This window comes from Actinoplanes sp. L3-i22, from assembly GCF_019704555.1.
Lineage (GTDB): Bacteria > Actinomycetota > Actinomycetes > Mycobacteriales > Micromonosporaceae > Actinoplanes.
The window spans coordinates 6,307,662-6,322,990 of record NZ_AP024745.1 but is presented as its reverse complement, the minus strand read 5'-3'; the positions used below and the strand labels follow the sequence as shown (position 1 = coordinate 6,322,990).

Genomic DNA, 15,329 nt, shown 5'->3' with positions numbered 1-15,329 from the left:
CCGGCTATCCGGCCAGGAGGCGGCGGAGCCAGCGGAGGCGGGCGGCCCGGGCCTCCTGCGAGATGGCGGCCTGCGGGGCGAGCAGGTCGAAGCCGTGGAAGCCGCCCGGCCAGACGTGCAGCTCGGCCTGCCCGCCGGACTGCCAGATCCGGGTGGCGTAGGTGACGTCCTCGTCCCGGAACGTCTCGGCCGAGCCCACGTCGATGAACGTCGGGGGCAGCCCGGCCAGGTCGGTGGCCCGGGCGGGTGCGGCATACGGGGACACGTCGGGACCGCCGCGGGACGAACCGAGCAGCGCGGTCCAGCCGGTGTCGTTCGAGGTGCGGTCCCAGACGCCCCGGCCGGTCATCTGCAGGGTCGACGGGGTGTCGTTGCGGTCGTCGAGCATCGGGCAGAGCAGCATCTGGCCGGCGAGCGCGGGCCCGCCCCGGTCCCGGGCGAGCAGCGCGACCGCCGCGGACAGCCCGCCGCCGGCGCTGGCCCCCGCGACGATCAGGCGGTCGGGGTCGATGCCCAGTTCGGCGGCGTGCGCGGCGGTCCAGGCCAGGCCGGCGTAGCAGTCCTCGACCGGGGCCGGGTGCGGGTGCTCGGGCGCCAGCCGGTACTCGACCGAGACGATCACCGACGGGACCTCGGCGGCCCAGTCCTGGAGCACCTCGATGCCGGTGGTGTTGTCGCCGAGGATCATGCCGCCGCCGTGGATGTGGTACAGCCCGGGCAGCGCTCGGTCGGCGCCGGCCGGGGCCACGATCAGCAGCTCGATCCCGGGGTCGCCGGCCGGGCCGGGGACCGTGCGCCGGGTGACGGTGAACGCGCCGTCCCGGGTCAGGTCCGGCTCGCCGGCGACGGCGAGCAGCGCGCCGTCGCGCATCGGCTGGATCATCTCGGCGGTGACGGCGCTGGGCAGGTTGGCGCCGAGCACGTCGAGCGCGGCGGCGAGTTCCGGGTCGAAGGGCGGCGGTGGGCCGATCTGGATGGTCACGAGGTGCCTCCTCGGCGTGTTGCTGGGTGATGACCATCCTGTTGCGGCCCGGTGATCCGGCACACCGCCACGCGGCGGATCCTCCCCGCCAACTGGCGGGGTCACCCCTGGGCCACGCTGTCGAACGCGGTCGTCGCCTCCCGGTCCAGCGTGATCCCGGCGACCGCCACATTCTCCGCCAGGTGGGCGAGGCTCCGCGTACCAGGGATCAGTAGCGTCGCCGGACTGTGCCCGAGCAGCCAGGCCAGCCCGGCCTGGGCCGGGGTGATGCCGAGGCGTTGCGCGTGGGCGACCACCGTCGGGTGACCGGCCACGCTGGGGAAACCGTCGAAGGCCGACCCCAGCGGGAAGAACGGCACCCAGGCCACCCCGTGCCCGGCGCACGCGGCCAGCAGGTCCTCGTGGTCGCGGGTGAGCACGTTGTACAGGTTCTGCACGCAGACGATGCCGGCCGGCAGGGCCTGCCGCAGCTGGGCGAGGCTGACGTGGCTCAGCCCGATCCCGCCGATCTTTCCCTCGTCGCGCAGGGCGATCAGCTCGGCGAGCTGGCTGTCGAGGTCGACGGCCTGGTCGCCGGTGGCGATGATGCCGGGCGCCAGGTCGGCCCGGCGCAGGTTGACCACCGCGAGGTGGTCGGTGCCGAGGGCGCGCAGGTTCTCCTCGACCTGGGCCCGCAGCTGGGCCGGCTGCTGCGCGGCGACGAGCCGCGCGGTGGGATGCGACGCGGCGCCGACCTTGCTGACGATGCGCAGCCCGGCGGGGTACGGGTGCAGCGCGGTCCGGATCAGCGCGTTGACGGTGCCCGGGCCGTAGAACTGGGCGGTGTCCAGGTGGTCGACGCCGAGCTCGACGGCGCGGCGCAGGACCGCGACGGCGTCCGCGGGGTCGCCGTGTTCGAGCTGCATGGCCCCGAAGCCGACCCGCAGGACCTCGTGGTCGCCCAGCTTCCCGTACTTGGTCATGATGGTGGCCCTCCCGATACGATGGCACGGAAGCGGAATCGATTCCGCTTCCCGTAGCCGACCGTAGCAGAAGCGGAATCGATTCCGCTTCGGAGGTGATCCCCGTTTCCGAGCCCGAACGACCGCCCGCGCGCCGCCGGGACGCCCAGCGCAACCGGCAGCGCATCGTCGACGCCGCCACCAAGGCCCTCGCCGACGGCCGCGACCTGGTCAAGATCGAGACGATCGCGCAGGAGGCGGGCGTCGGCGTCGGCACGCTCTACCGCAACTTCCCGTCCCGCGAGGCCCTGGTCGAGGAGGTCTACCGCAGCGAGCTGGCCCGCCTCTGCGCGATGGCCCCGCGGCTGGCCGCCGACCTGGCCCCGCCCGCCGCGCTGCGTGAGTTCATGCGGCGCTACCAGGACTTCGTCGCCACCAAGCGGGGGATGGCCGAGGCGCTGCGCGCGGTGATCGCCAGCGGCGCGATCACGTCCGGTCAGACCCGCGAGCACCTCAACGGGGCGATCGACGCCATCCTCGCGGCCGGCCGGGCCGACGGCAGTCTCCGGGGTGACGTCCGGCCGGGCGACGTCTCGGCCAGCATGGCCGGCGTCATGCTCGCCGCGGCCGACGTCGACCAGGCCGGCCGGATGCTGCAGCTGGTGGTCGACGGGGTGACCGCCAGGGCGACGTAGTCACTTCCTTTACTATGCAACTCTTTGTATAGTCCTGGTCCATGAGCCGGTACCCGACCCTGCTGAGCCCGCTGGACCTCGGCCACACCACGTTGCGCAACCGCGTGGTGATGGGCTCGATGCACACCAAGCTCGAGGACCGCGAGCGTGACCTGCCCAAACTCGCCGCGTACTTCGCCGAGCGGGCCAAGGGCGGCGTCGGCCTGATGGTCACCGGCGGCTACGCGCCGACCTGGCGGGGCTGGCTGGCGCCGTTCGGCAGCACGATGACCAGCGGCCGGCACGCGGACGCGCACCGGCTCGTCACCGACGCGGTCCACGAGCACGACGGCAAGATCCTGCTGCAGGTGCTGCACGCCGGGCGGTACGGCTACCACCCGTTCAGCCAGGGCGCCTCGGCCCGCAAGTCGCCGATCACCCCGTTCCGCCCGCGGGCCATGTCGTCCCGGCAGGTCGACCGGACCGCGACCGCGTTCGCCCGCGCCGCGAAGCTGGCCCGGCGGGCGGGCTACGACGGCGTGGAGATCATGGGCTCCGAGGGCTACCTGATCAACCAGTTCCTCGCCGCCCGGACCAACGACCGCACCGACGCCTGGGGCGGCACCGCCGAGAAGCGGATGCGCTTCCCGGTCGAGATCGTCCGGCGGACCCGGGAGCTGGCCGGCGACGACTTCATCGTGCAGTACCGGATCAGCCTGCTCGACCTGGTCGACGACGCCCAGTCCTGGGACGAGACCGCCGAGCTGGCCCGGCGGCTGGAGGTCGCCGGGGTGAGCCTGTTCAACACCGGGATCGGCTGGCACGAGGCCCGGGTGCCGACGATCGTCACCTCGGTGCCGCCGGGCGCCTTCACCTGGGTCACCCGCAAGCTGCGCGACGTGGTGTCGATCCCGGTGATCGCCTCGAACCGGATCAACCGGCCGGAGGCCGCCGAGCAGATCCTCGCCGACGGCGACGCCGACCTGGTGTCGATGGCCCGGCCGCTGCTCGCCGACGCGGAGTGGGTGGTCAAGGCCGAGCAGGGCCGGGAACGCGAGATCATCACGTGCATCGCCTGCAACCAGGCCTGCCTCGACCACACGTTCCGCAACCAGCGGGCGTCGTGCCTGCTCAACCCGCGGGCCGGGTACGAGACCGAGCTGATTCTGCTGCCGACCCGCCGGGCGAAGAGGGTCGCCGTGGTCGGCGCCGGGCCGGCCGGGCTCACCGCGGCCGTGGAGCTTGCCGGGCGCGGGCACCAGGTCGAGCTCTTCGAGGCGGGGGAGGCGATCGGCGGGCAGTTCCGGCTCGCGGCGCGGATTCCCGGCAAGGAGGAGTTCGCCCGGACCCTCGACTACTACCAGCACATGATCGAGATCCGCGGGGTGAAGCTGCGACTGGGGACACGAGCCGGGGTGGACGATCTCGCCGGGTTCGACGAGGTGGTCATCGCCACCGGCGTACGTCCGAGAATTCCTGAAATCTCGGGCATCGACCACCCGTCTGTTCTTACCTATCAGCAGCTCATCGACGGTGCGCCGGCCGGTGACCGGGTCGCGATCATCGGGGCCGGGGGCATCGGCTTCGACGTCGCGGAGTTCCTGGTGCACGCGCCGGACGAGCCGCTGGACGACTGGATGCGACGCTGGGGCGTCACCGACCCGGACGTCGAGCGGGGCGGCCTGGCCACCAAGGTCAAGACCGCCGCGAAGCGCCAGGTCCACCTGCTGCAGCGCAAGGAGACGGCACTCGGCAAGGGACTGGGGAAGACCACCGGCTGGGTGCACCGGGCGACGCTGCAGGACTCCGGGGTGACGATGCTGCGCGGCGTCGACTACCAGCGGATCGACGACGACGGTCTGCATCTCGCGGACCGGGTGCTGGCCGTGGACACCATCGTGCTGTGCGCCGGGCAGACGTCCGTACGGGAAATGATCGAGCCCTTGAAAGAGCTCGGCAAGACCGTGCATGTGATCGGTGGCGCCGACGTCGCCGTCGAGGTGGATGCCAAACGGGCGATCAAGCAGGCCACCGAGCTCGCCGCTCGTGTCTGATTTCGGAGACAAAAAATGAAATATCTGTCGCTGACCGTCGACAACGGCATCGCTCAGGTCCGGCTCGACCGCCCCGACAAGCTCAACGCCCTGACGCTGGACACGCTGGACGAGCTGATCCGCGTGGCCCGCGACCTGAAGAAGGACCGCACCCTGCGGGCCGTGGTGATCGCCGGCGAGGGCCCGTCGTTCTGCGCCGGGCTGGACATCGCCGGCACGATGAAGACGCCGGGCCGGGTCGCCAAAGCGTTCGTCCCGGCGCCGTGGCGCGGCACCAACACGTTCCAGGAGGCCTGCTGGGCCTGGCGGCGGCTGCCGGTCCCGGTGATCGCCGCGGTGCGGGGGCACTGCTACGGCGGCGGGATCCAGATCGCGCTCGCCGCCGACTTCCGCTTCGCCACCGCGGACTCGAAGTGGTCGGTCCTCGAAGGCAAGTGGGGCATCATCCCGGACATGACCGGCGTGCGCAGCCTCACCGAGGCGGTCGGCCCGGACGTCGCCAAGCGCCTCACGATGACCGCCGAGCAGTTCGACGGCGCGCGGGCGCATCAGCTCGGCCTGGTCACCGAGCTGCACGACGAGCCGGTCAAGGCCGCGACGGCGTTCGCCGAGAGCCTGCTGCCGAAGTCGCCGGACGCCCTGGCCGCGGCGAAACGCCTGATCGACGGGGCGCTGACCGGCAGTGCCCGGCGCACGTTCGGGCGCGAACGCCGGGAGCAGCTGCGGTTGCTGCGGCTGCCGAACACCGGCATCCTGCGTCGCGCGGTGCTCAAGAAGGAGACTCCGGCGTTCCGCGAGCGGGCCCGTAGGATTCGTCTGTGGCCCTGAGAAATGCCCTGCTGGCGGCGCTGATCGACCGGGAGTCGTCGGGTTACGACCTGGCCAAGCGGTTCCGGGTCTCGGTCGCCAACTTCTGGACCGCGACGCCGCAGCAGCTCTACCGCGAGCTGGACAAGATGGAGGCCGAGGGCCTGCTCTCGGCCCGCGTGGTCAAGCAGGACAAACGCCCGGACAAGCGGCTCTTCACGGTCACCGGCACCGGAAGAGCCGCGCTGCACGAGTTCACCCGGCGGGAGCCGCGGCCGACCACGGTCCGCGACGAGCTGCTGGTCCAGGTGGAGGCGCTGGCCTGGGCCGACAGCGCCGCCGTCCGGTCCTCGATCGAGACCCGGATCAAACAGAGTGAACAACGCCTGGAGGCGTACGAGCGCCAGCTCGCCGAGATCCTGGGCAGCCGCGGTCACGAGGAGTTCCTCGCCACCGGGAACCGGATCGGGCCGTACCTGACGCTCCAGCGGGGCATCAGTTTCGAGCGGGAGAACATCTCCTGGGGCGAGCTGGCGCTGCACGTGCTTCAGTCCAGGTCGGTGTAGTTGAACGTCGCCTGCGGGGTGAACCGGCTGGCCGTGCCGCTGCTCGCGGTGAACGTCACCCAGGTCGGCCCGGCCTGCTCCGCCGCCGGGACGATGCAGGCGTAGGCGCCCGCGCCCTGCGACGAGCAGGTCGCCGCGACCCCGCCGAACTTGAAGTCCTTGGCGCTGGTCGGCTCGCCCCCGGCGATCTTCACGATCACCTTCGCGCCGCCGGCGAGCTTGTCGGCGTTGCCGGACAGGCTGGCCACCACGGGCACGTAGTCGACCGCGGCCGGGGCGCCGGCGACACCGTCGTGCAGCAGCGTGACAGTGCCCGCGGCCGCCGACGAGGCCGGCATCGCCACCCGGACGTGGGTCGCGTCGACCCAGGCCGGCGAGATCTTGGCGCTGCCGACCGTGGCGGTGATCTTCTCGTTGGCGAACGCCGCCGCCGTGGCGCCGATGGTCGCGCCGGTGACGGTGAGCAGGACCGTGCCGCCGTTCGCGCGGGCGGCCGTGCCGTCCGGGATCTCGATGCCCAGCGGCGCCCGGTAGGTCAGCGGGATCGTGCCGGTCCCGCCGGCCGACGTGACCACCACCGGGACGGTGCCGTTCTCGCCGGCCGGGACCACCGCGGTGATCTGGGTGGCCGACTTCACCGCGAAGCTGGTCGCCGCCACGCCCCCGATGGTGACCCCGGTGACCTCGTCGGAGAAGCCCGCGCCGGTGATCGTGACGGTCTCGCCGCCGGCGGTGGACACCTTCGCCGGGGCGATCGAGGTGACGGCCGGCGCGTACCGGACCGTCGACTCGGAGACCGGGCCGATCACGCCGTCGTGGATCAGGGTGATCGTCTGCGGGACGATCTTCATGGAGGCCGGCAGGAGCACCTTGACGTGGGTCGGGTCGACCCAGCCCACGGTGGTGTTGGTCTCGCCGACCCGCGCGGTGACCTTCTCGGCGGCGAACTCCTTCGTGCTGGTCCCGACCGTGCCGCCGGAGACCGTCACCGCCAGCACGGTCCCACCGGCCGGTTTCGCCCCGACCAGCGACTCGAACTCGGCGGTCAGCGGCGTGCGGTAGGCGAAGGTGAGCTTCCCGGTGCTGGTCCCGTTCACGTTGGTGATCTTCACGTAGACGTTGCCGCCGTCGCCGGCCGGTGTGACCGCGGTCAGCTTGGCGTCCGAGATCACCACGTACGACGCCGCGTTGACGTCCCCGAACTTCACCGCGGCCGGGTCGCTGATGTCGATCGTGGAGAACCCGCTGCCGGTGATCGTGACGGTCGTCCCGCCGGCCGTCGAGCCGAACCCCGGGAGGACCGCGCTGCCGGTCGGCACCTTGGTGGACGGTTTGTCGGCCCGGACCGAGACGACCGGAGCGGAGGGGTGCGCACCCGCGGCCCGCGTGACCGCCACCGCGGGGGCGGAGGCGAGCGTGACGGCGGCGGCGGTCGCGACGGTCAGGGCGGCAGCGCGGCGAGCCTGCTTGGGAGTGGCCATGCAGACGAGGATCGGGGCCGCCGGAGAGCAACCCGGTCACGTCCGGTTGCCGTTGCGGTGCCGCCCCGGCGGTCCGCCGTCACCCGGCGAAACAGTCGTCGATCAGGGCCGGTGACACCTCGTCCAGGGTGGCCGGGCGCCAGCGCGGGTTGCGGTCCTTGTCGATGATCTGCGCGCGGATGCCCTCGGCCAGGTCGGGCAGGCGCAGCATGGCCGCCGACAGCCGCAGCTCCTGGGCCAGGGCCGCGTCGAGATCCGGCAGCCGGGCGGCGGTCCGCAGGGACCGCAGCGTGATGGTCAGCGCGGTGGGGGAGCGGGTCGCGATCTCCTTGGCCGCGGCCTGGGCGCCGGGCGCGGGGTGCGCGGCCAGCCGGGCGACGATCGCGCCGGCCGAGTCACCGGCGTAGCAGGCGTCGATCCACTCGCGGGCGTCCGCGAAGTCGCCCGGCAGCGGGGTGGTGGCCAGCTCGGCGACCGCCTCCGGCTCCGCGATCAGCCGGGGCAGCAACGCGGCCGGGACGAAGTGGTCGGCCAGCCCGGCGGCGATCCCGTCGGCCGCCCCGACCGGCGAGCCGGTGAGCGCCAGGTGCGTGCCGAGCTCGCCGGGCGCGTGCGAGAGCAGCCACGACCCGCCCACGTCGGGGTGCATGCCGATGCCGACCTCGGGCATCGCGAGCCGGGACCGCTCGGTGACCACCCGGACCGACGCGTGCGCGGAGATCCCGATGCCACCGCCCATCACCAGGCCGTCCATCACGGCGACGATCGTCTTGGGATAGGCCGCGACGGTCGCGTTGAGCCGGTACTCCTCGGCCCAGAAGTCGATCGAGGCGGTGCCGCCGGAGACCGCGTCGGCGTGGATCACCCGGATGTCCCCGCCGGCGCACAGCCCGCGCTCGCCGTTGCCGCTGATCACCACGGTCCGGATCCGGTCGTCGGACGCCCACTCGGCGAGGGCCCGCCGCATGATCGCCACCATCTCGGGGGTGAGCGCGTTGATCGCCTTCGGCCGGTTCAGCGTCAGCCGCCCGACCCGCCCGTCCACGTCCACGATCACCGGTTCGGTCTGCATGATCCAGTTATAGCCGCCTTGCCGACCACAGGGTCCGCGTGGGGGAATCGAGGGTGAGCCGTCGTCGATGCGAAAGGACCATCAAGACCATGCCTGAGACGTACGTGATCGTCGGCGCCAGTCTGGCCGGGGCGAAGGCCGCCGAGACCCTGCGCGCGGAGGGTTTCCCCGGCCGCGTGGTGCTGATCGGCGACGATCCGCGCCGCCCCTACGAACGGCCGCCGCTGTCGAAGGGCCTGCTCCTGGGCACCGCCGAGCTGGACAGCCCGTTCGTGCACGACGCGGACTGGTACTCCGGGCGGGACATCGAGCTGCGGCTCGGCGAGCGGGTCGAGGAGCTGTCCCTCGCCGACAAGACCCTCAAAACCAGTCAAGAGATTATTTCGTACGACAAATTGCTGCTGACCACCGGTGCCCGGCCCCGACGCCTGCCCGTCGAAGGCGGCCACTACCTGCGCACCTACGACGACTCCGCGGCCCTGTCGGCGGTGCTGGAGGCGTCCCGGCATCTGACGATCGTCGGCTCGGGGTGGATCGGCCTCGAAGTGGCCGCGGCCGCCCGTGAGCGCGGCGTCGCGGTCACCGTGATCACCCCGGACCAGGTCCCGCTGCGCGAGCCGCTCGGCGAGCGCGTCGGCGCCCTCTTCGGCGAGCTGCACCGCGGCCACGACGTCGACTTCCGCTTCGGCGCCCGGGTCCAGGAGCTGCGCGAGAAGCAGGTCGTGCTGGCCGGCGGCGCGGTCGTCGACACCGACCACGTCCTGGTGGCGATCGGCGCGGTCCCGAACGCCGAGCTGGCCGAGCGCGCCGGGCTGGCCGTCGACAACGGCGTGCTGGTCGACGCCTACCACCGCACCAGCGACCCGGACGTCTTCGCCGCCGGTGACGTCGCCAACGTCGACCACCCGCGCTACGGCCGGATCCGCGTCGAGCACTGGGCGAACGCGCTCAACTCCGGCCCGGCCGCGGCCCGGTCCATGCTCGGCCGCGGCACCCCGTGGACCGCGGTGCCGTACTTCTTCACCGACCAGTACGACCTCGGCATGGAGTTCGCCGGCCGCGTCGAACCCGGCGCCGACCTGGTCGTCCGCGGTGACCTGGGCAAACTCGAGGCGATCGTGTTCTGGACCGTCGGCGGCCGGGTGGTGGCCGGGATGAACCTCAACGTCTGGGACGTCACCGACGACATCCAGGCCCTGATCGCCGCCGACCGGCCGGTCGACCCGGCCCGCCTCGCCGACCCGTCCGTCCCGCTGGCCGAGCTGGGCTGATCACCCTCCCGGGCCGCCTGTGTCGCCGATCTGAACAAGCGTGCTAGTTTTTTCGCGGCACGGCGGAGGTCCCGACGCACCCGCGCGATCGGGGAACGGCTATCGCGGACCGTTGATGTCGCAGCCATGACGGCCCGGATTCGTCCGGGCCGGGGCGCAGTCAACCGCCCGTCCATTGCCTGACCTCGCAGCCGGCGTGGCAGAGAGCTATCAGCCCGGCCCGTCAGGACCGGGTAGTTGACTGAGGCGGGGGTTTCGATGACCGGCTGGTCCGAGCACGTGATCTGGTGGCACGTCCACCCCTTGACGTTCCTGGGCGCTCCGCGTGCGGCGCTGCCGGCCGGCGCCCCGCCCGTCCCGCGCCTGCGCGACCTCGAACCCTGGCTGGAGTACCTGCTGGAGCTCGGCTGCAACGGGCTCGCGCTCGGCCCGATCTTCGCCTCCGAGACCCACGGGTACGACACCGTCGACCACTACCGGGTCGACCCGCGCCTGGGCACCGAGGACGACCTGCGCTGGCTGCTCGACGAGTGCCACCGGCGGGGCATCCGGGTCCTCTTCGACGGCGTGTTCAACCACGTGGGCCGGGGGTTCGCCCGGTTCGGCGACCCGGCGTTCGCGAGCTGGTTCCGCCGGGCCGGCGACGACTACGAGGTCTTCGAGGGGCACCGGGCCCTGGTCGTGCTGAACCACGACGAGCCGGCCGTCGCCGACTACGTGACCGGCGTGCTGCGGCACTGGCTGGACTTCGGGGTGGACGGCTGGCGCCTCGACGCGGCGTACGCGGTGCCCCTGCCGTTCTGGAAGAAGACGGCCGGCCGCATCGACCAGGGCTGGTTCGTCGGCGAGGTGATCCACGGCGACTACCCGGCCTGGGTCACCGACGGCGGCCTCGACTCGGTCACCCAGTACGAGCTCTGGAAGGCCGTCTGGAGCGGCCTGAACGACCTGAACTTCTTCGAGCTGGCCTGGGCGCTGGACCGGCACAACACGTTCTCCCGGGACTTCGCGCCGCTGACGTTCGTCGGCAACCACGACGTGACCCGCCTGGCCAGCGCGCTCACCGAGCCGCGCCACCTGGGCCTGGCCCTGACCCTGCTGTTCACCGTCGGCGGGGTGCCCAGCATCTACGCCGGCGACGAGCAGGCCTTCACCGGCGTCAAGCACGACCGGGAGTTCGGCGACGACGAGATCCGCCCGGCGTTCCCGGCGACCCCGGCCGGCCTGTCCGAGCTGGGCCGGCCCACCTACCGGCTGCACCAGCAGCTGATCGGGCTCCGGCGCCGGCACTCCTGGCTGCACCGGGCGGTGACCCGGCCGTTGCACGTGGCCAACAAGCAGTTCGCGTACGAGGCCACGGACGGCGACCGCCGCCTGATCGTCCTGCTCAACGCGGCCGACCACGGCCATGACTTCACCCTGGACGAGGGCCCGCTGCGCACCGTCCTGACCCACGACGACATCGACAACGGCACGTTCGTCCCCGGCCCCGGCTGGGCCGTCCTGGAACCCGCCTGACCGCCGCCCCGGCGCCAGATCCGGTGACCGCCGTCTCGGTGCGGCGTCAGCCCCACTGGCCGCCGCCCCGGCGCGGCATCAGCTCCAGCCACTGAGCGCGAACGGGATCCGATCGAGGTACGCGACGACGCAGGCCATGACTGTGCCCGCGGCCTCAGCGATAGATGCTGGCGATGGCGCGGATGTCCGGGTGCGGGGCGGTCGGGGTGCGCTCCGACAGCAGGTCGCCGGCGCGGCGGCGCTGGCGGCGCGGGACGCCGCCGTTGATGCCCAGGTACTCCAGCGTCGGATGACCGGAAGCGATCGCGTCCACCAGGAGCCGGGCGCCGCGGCCGCGGATGCCGGTCAGGCGCAGGTCGAGGCGGCGCAGCCGGGCGCCGGGCAGGGCCGCCGCGAACTCCGCCGCACCCGCGTCGCCCAGCTCGTTCGGGCTGCCGCCGAGGGCCTGCTGGGACGGCGGCCGGGCCAGGTCGAGGACCTGCCAGGCGGCGCAGTGCCGGGCCAGGGCGGCGGCGCCGGCCGCGGTCAGGCCGTTGCCGCCGAGTCCGAGAGTCATCGGCACGCCGGCGGCCACCGAGGCCAGTGCGGCGGCGCCCTCGTCGCCGAGGTGGTTCACCGCCAGGTAGAGCTCCCGGACGCCGGCCTCGTGGATCAGCCGGGCCAGCACCGGCACCACCTCCGGCCCGAAGCCGTTGCCGCCGAGGAACAGCCGCTGCAGGCGCGGACCCCCGGCGACCAGGGCGTCGGTCAGGGTCGTCAGGCCGGTCGCGGTGATCCCGGTGTTGACCAGATCGAGGGTACGGAGGTTGGCGGTCCCGCCCAGCGCGCCCGCGAGCCGCGCCACGCCCTCGTCACCGACCGGATTGCGCTTGAGCCACAGCGCGCGCACCGTGTCGTCGCCGGCCAGCCGGTCGGCGAGGATCGCCACCCCGTCCGGCCCGATCCGGTTGCAGCCCAGGTAGAGCGTCTCGATGCCGTGCCCGGGCCGCAGCGCCCCGGCGACCGCCCGGACGCCCTCGCTGCCCAGCGCGTTCGTGCCCAGCAGCAGGTGCCGGACGTGCGGGGAACCGGCCGCGGCGGCCGCGATCCGGCCCACCTCGACCGGGCCGATGCCCTGCTTGCACAGGTCCAGGCGGCCGTCGGGCTGCATCGCGCCGCGCGGGAAGACGGCGGGCGCGGGCGGAACGCCGTACGGCGAAATCTGGTCCTCGGAAAGCCCGGACGGCCCGGCGCCGGAAAGCGGACCGGGAGCCGGAAGCGTCGACGGCCCGGCGCCGGACAGCGGACCGGGAGCCGGAAGCGGGCCGGGAGTGGCGGCGGGAGTGTCGGTGAGCCAGGCGACCAGCGGATCGAAATCGGTCGCCGGGGCCAGGCCGGCCTCCGGGTTCTGGATCGCCGGGCAACGGATCGGCATGGTCACCAGGGCACGCTCCGATAATCCTTGAGGAAACTTCCGCTGATCGGCTCGCCCCGTTCGGCGGCCACGACCGGATGGTAGACGCGGGCCGCGCCGTCGATGACGTCCAGTGGCGGCCGGAAGCCGGCGGCCCGCTGGTCCTGCTTGCTCGGGTGCGGGCGCTCGTCGGTGACCCAGCCGGTGTCCACCGCGTTCATCAGCACGCCGTCCGTGGCGTAGTCCGCCGCCGACGTGCGGACCAGCATGTTCAGCGACGCCTTGGCCATGTTGGTGTGCGGGTGCCGGACGGTCTTGTTCGCGCGGGAGAAGCTGCCCTCCATCGCGGAGACCTGCACGACGTGCCGGTGCCGGGGCGGGCCGGCGGTGAGCAGCGGCCGCAGCCGCGAGGTGAGCAGGAACGGGGCGAACGCGTTGACGACGTGCGCGGAGAGCCACTCGTGCGGGGTGACGTCGGCGTCCCGCAGCGTCCACGAGTTGACCGGGCGCAGGTCGAGCTGCTGACCGGTCTCGTCGACGAACCCGGCCGGGAAGAAGTCGTCCGCGAGGACCGGCGCGCGATCCGTGACCGGACCGGTGATCGCCAGCCGGGACGCCGGCCCGCGCAGCGGCGCGACCTCGCCGGCGAGCAGCTCACGGAAGTACGCCGGCGGCCGGTACAGCGTCTGCGCGGCATTGTTGACCAGGAGGTCCAGGCTGGTGAAGTGCCGCCCGGCGAAGCCGACGAACTCGTGCACGGCGGCGAGGTCGAGCAGGTCCAGGCCGTAGACGTGCAGCCGCCCGGACCAGTCGCCGAAGTCCGGCAGCGCGGCCAGCCGCCGGGCCGCGTCGGCCGGGAAGCGGGTGGTCAGCACCACGTCCGCGCCGTCGCGCAGCAGCTTCAACGCCACCTGGAAGCCGATCTTCACCCGGCCGCCGGTGACGATCGCGCCGCGCCCGGTGAGGTCGGTGCGCGCGTGCCGCCAGGCCCGGTTCTCCTCGGCGCAGGCCGGGCACATCAGGTGGTAGTCGGCGTCCACCGTCCGGTACTCGTCCTTGCACACGTAGCACAGCCGGCCGCGCCGCAGCGTTCCGATCGGCGGCTGATCCGGATCGGACTGCTCCGGATCCGTTGCGGGGATCTCGGTGTGGAAGCGGGTCGCGGCGGCGAGCAGGACCCGGTCTGCGGCCCGGGTCGCCGCCGACCGGCGCGCCTTGGCTCGCTGCTTGATCTTGCGCGCGGCCGTGGTCACCGCCCGTTCCAGGGCCAGCCGGTCATCGGCGTCCAGCTCCGGATCGTCGAGCCGGTCCAGCGCGGCCAGGCAGGCCGCCAGCTCCTCCCGGTTCACGTCCACCTGCCGATCTCCCGCTGCCGGTGGACGCTCAGGACCTCGCCCGCGTCCTGGACGCTCGCCCGCGCGCCTGCCGCGATCAGGGCCGCCATCACATCCTCCGCGCCGGAGTACGCCGCCGCGTGCAGCGGGGTCCGGCCGTGGTGATCCGGCTCGTCCACCGACAGCCCGGCGGCCAGCAGGACCGGCAGCACCCGGGCATGGTCCACGTGGGCGAGCCGGTGCATCAGCGTGCGGCCCTCCGCGTCCCGGAACCGCGGGTCACAGCCCGCCGCCAGGTCGGCGAGCAGCCCGTCGGTGTCGCCGTAGAACGCCCGGGTGAGGATGCGCTGCCGATGCCGGCGGATCTCCTTCGGTATGCCCTTGCCCCCGGCCCGGAAACCGGCGGCCGCCGCCGCGCAGCCGCTGACCCGCCCGCCGAGCGCCCGCAGGGTCTCCTCCCGGCGCAGCTCCGCCTCGTCGTGGTACGGCGTCTCCACGCTCGCGCCGAGCACCTCGACGAGATGCCAGTCGGTGCCGCACCGGACCCGGTGCGCGCCGTACGTCTCGTGCCTGATCGGCTGCCAGTCCTGGGTGCGGTCGGGGAACAGCGCCTCGTGCACCAGCGGATGCAGCTGGTCCGGCGTCAGCGTCCCCGCGCGCACCAGCGCCGCGTCCTGCGGCGCGCGGGACCTGGACCCCGCCGGCCCGTATCCGGCCGGCGACTCGTAGGCACGGGTCCGCTCCCGCACCGCGCCGGCGTACCAGGCCCACGCCGGAAGCTCCTTCCACGTCCCCGTCAGGTCGCTCGCGTCGACCACCCGCAACGCCGGGCGCTGCGCCATGTCGTTCATCCGGGGCAGAGTCAGGACCAGCACCGGCGCGCCCCGCCACCGTTTCACCGTGATCGGCTCGGCCGACCGGTACAGGACCACCCGCAGGTGCGGCCAGAACGGGCCGTCGAACTCGCGCGGCAGGTGCCGGCGGACGAAGTCGGGGGCGAACCCGGCCAGGTCCGCCTCGATCTTCGCGGCCGGGCCGGCCCCGAACACGTCGGCCACGCCGCGCAGGTCGAGGTGCACGTCGACCAGGGCGGCGGCACAGGCGGCCCGCCAGTCCCCGGCCAGCCGGGCGGCCGTCGCCGCCGCGATCATGCCGGCCGGCGCCGCGAGGTCCAGCATCGTCGCGTACCGCTCGCGGTCCTGCCGCCGTTCGAGATCCACCGCGTCCTCTCCCCGT

13 protein-coding genes are annotated in these 15,329 nt (G+C 73.2%); 6 read left to right on the top strand and 7 right to left on the bottom strand.

What is annotated here, in order from left to right:
* Positions 1-4: 4 nt before the first annotated feature.
* Positions 5-982 (bottom strand): alpha/beta hydrolase, encoded by a 978-nt coding sequence (locus tag L3i22_RS28535; RefSeq protein ID WP_255657197.1) that lies wholly within the window; start codon positions 980-982, stop codon positions 5-7.
* A gap of 101 nt (positions 983-1,083) precedes the next feature.
* On the bottom strand, positions 1,084-1,944 hold the full coding sequence (locus L3i22_RS28530; protein ID WP_221320614.1) for an aldo/keto reductase: 861 nt from the start codon (positions 1,942-1,944) through the stop codon (positions 1,084-1,086).
* A gap of 95 nt (positions 1,945-2,039) precedes the next feature.
* Between L3i22_RS28530 and L3i22_RS28525 the strand changes: the two genes are divergently transcribed.
* From L3i22_RS28525 to L3i22_RS28510, 4 genes are read left to right on the top strand one after another with little or no spacing between them, the layout of a single operon-like run.
* Complete coding sequence (locus tag L3i22_RS28525) at positions 2,040-2,618, top strand: TetR/AcrR family transcriptional regulator (RefSeq protein ID WP_221320613.1); 579 nt, start codon at positions 2,040-2,042, stop codon at positions 2,616-2,618.
* A gap of 41 nt (positions 2,619-2,659) precedes the next feature.
* Positions 2,660-4,651: an NADPH-dependent 2,4-dienoyl-CoA reductase gene (locus tag L3i22_RS28520; RefSeq protein ID WP_221320612.1), complete on the top strand. Its 1,992-nt coding sequence runs from the start codon at positions 2,660-2,662 to the stop codon at positions 4,649-4,651.
* Positions 4,652-4,666: 15 nt separating this feature from the next.
* A complete protein-coding gene (locus L3i22_RS28515) occupies positions 4,667-5,479 on the top strand; it encodes a crotonase/enoyl-CoA hydratase family protein (protein ID WP_221320611.1) in 813 nt (270 codons plus the stop codon).
* Entirely contained in the window at positions 5,470-6,024 is a 555-nt protein-coding gene (locus L3i22_RS28510; RefSeq protein WP_221320610.1) for a PadR family transcriptional regulator, read from the top strand. The genes L3i22_RS28515 and L3i22_RS28510 overlap by 10 nt, the downstream gene beginning before the upstream one ends.
* Here L3i22_RS28510 and L3i22_RS28505 read toward each other — a convergent pair.
* A complete protein-coding gene (locus tag L3i22_RS28505; protein ID WP_221320609.1) occupies positions 6,006-7,505 on the bottom strand; it encodes an IPT/TIG domain-containing protein in 1,500 nt (499 codons plus the stop codon). The two genes, L3i22_RS28510 and L3i22_RS28505, sit on opposite strands and share 19 nt — an antisense overlap.
* A 79-nt stretch (positions 7,506-7,584) precedes the next feature.
* Complete coding sequence (locus L3i22_RS28500; protein WP_221320608.1) at positions 7,585-8,577, bottom strand: enoyl-CoA hydratase/isomerase family protein; 993 nt, start codon at positions 8,575-8,577, stop codon at positions 7,585-7,587.
* 89 nt (positions 8,578-8,666) lie between these two features.
* Between L3i22_RS28500 and L3i22_RS28495 the strand changes: the two genes are divergently transcribed.
* On the top strand, positions 8,667-9,848 hold the full coding sequence (locus L3i22_RS28495; protein WP_221320607.1) for an NAD(P)/FAD-dependent oxidoreductase: 1,182 nt from the start codon (positions 8,667-8,669) through the stop codon (positions 9,846-9,848).
* A 258-nt stretch (positions 9,849-10,106) separates the two neighbouring features.
* A complete protein-coding gene (locus tag L3i22_RS28490; protein ID WP_221320606.1) occupies positions 10,107-11,366 on the top strand; it encodes an alpha-amylase family glycosyl hydrolase in 1,260 nt (419 codons plus the stop codon).
* Positions 11,367-11,520: 154 nt separating this feature from the next.
* On the opposite strand, the gene L3i22_RS28485 is transcribed toward L3i22_RS28490, so the two are convergent.
* The 3 genes from L3i22_RS28485 to L3i22_RS28475 are packed head-to-tail and all read right to left on the bottom strand — an operon-like array spanning position 11,521 to position 15,313.
* A complete protein-coding gene (locus L3i22_RS28485; protein WP_255658722.1) occupies positions 11,521-12,780 on the bottom strand; it encodes a gala protein in 1,260 nt (419 codons plus the stop codon).
* Between the two features lie 2 nt (positions 12,781-12,782).
* A complete protein-coding gene (locus tag L3i22_RS28480; RefSeq protein ID WP_255657196.1) occupies positions 12,783-14,114 on the bottom strand; it encodes an SDR family NAD(P)-dependent oxidoreductase in 1,332 nt (443 codons plus the stop codon).
* Positions 14,105-15,313, bottom strand: coding sequence for an ankyrin repeat domain-containing protein (locus L3i22_RS28475; RefSeq protein WP_221320605.1), 1,209 nt, complete (start codon positions 15,311-15,313; stop codon positions 14,105-14,107). Before L3i22_RS28475 ends, L3i22_RS28480 begins: the two co-directional genes overlap by 10 nt.
* Positions 15,314-15,329: the final 16 nt, after the last annotated feature.

What these genes read in the sequence shown, in the direction of transcription:
- L3i22_RS28500 (WP_221320608.1), bottom strand. Translation starts at nt 8,577, where the DNA reads ATGCAGACCGAACCGGTGATCGTGGACGTGGACGGGCGGGTCGGGCGG.
- L3i22_RS28485 (WP_255658722.1), bottom strand. Translation starts at nt 12,780, where the DNA reads ATGCCGATCCGTTGCCCGGCGATCCAGAACCCGGAGGCCGGCCTGGCC.
- L3i22_RS28530 (WP_221320614.1), bottom strand. Translation starts at nt 1,944, where the DNA reads ATGACCAAGTACGGGAAGCTGGGCGACCACGAGGTCCTGCGGGTCGGC.
- L3i22_RS28515 (WP_221320611.1), top strand. Translation starts at nt 4,667, where the DNA reads ATGAAATATCTGTCGCTGACCGTCGACAACGGCATCGCTCAGGTCCGG.
- L3i22_RS28495 (WP_221320607.1), top strand. Translation starts at nt 8,667, where the DNA reads ATGCCTGAGACGTACGTGATCGTCGGCGCCAGTCTGGCCGGGGCGAAG.
- L3i22_RS28520 (WP_221320612.1), top strand. Translation starts at nt 2,660, where the DNA reads ATGAGCCGGTACCCGACCCTGCTGAGCCCGCTGGACCTCGGCCACACC.
- L3i22_RS28505 (WP_221320609.1), bottom strand. Translation starts at nt 7,505, where the DNA reads ATGGCCACTCCCAAGCAGGCTCGCCGCGCTGCCGCCCTGACCGTCGCG.
- L3i22_RS28490 (WP_221320606.1), top strand. Translation starts at nt 10,107, where the DNA reads ATGACCGGCTGGTCCGAGCACGTGATCTGGTGGCACGTCCACCCCTTG.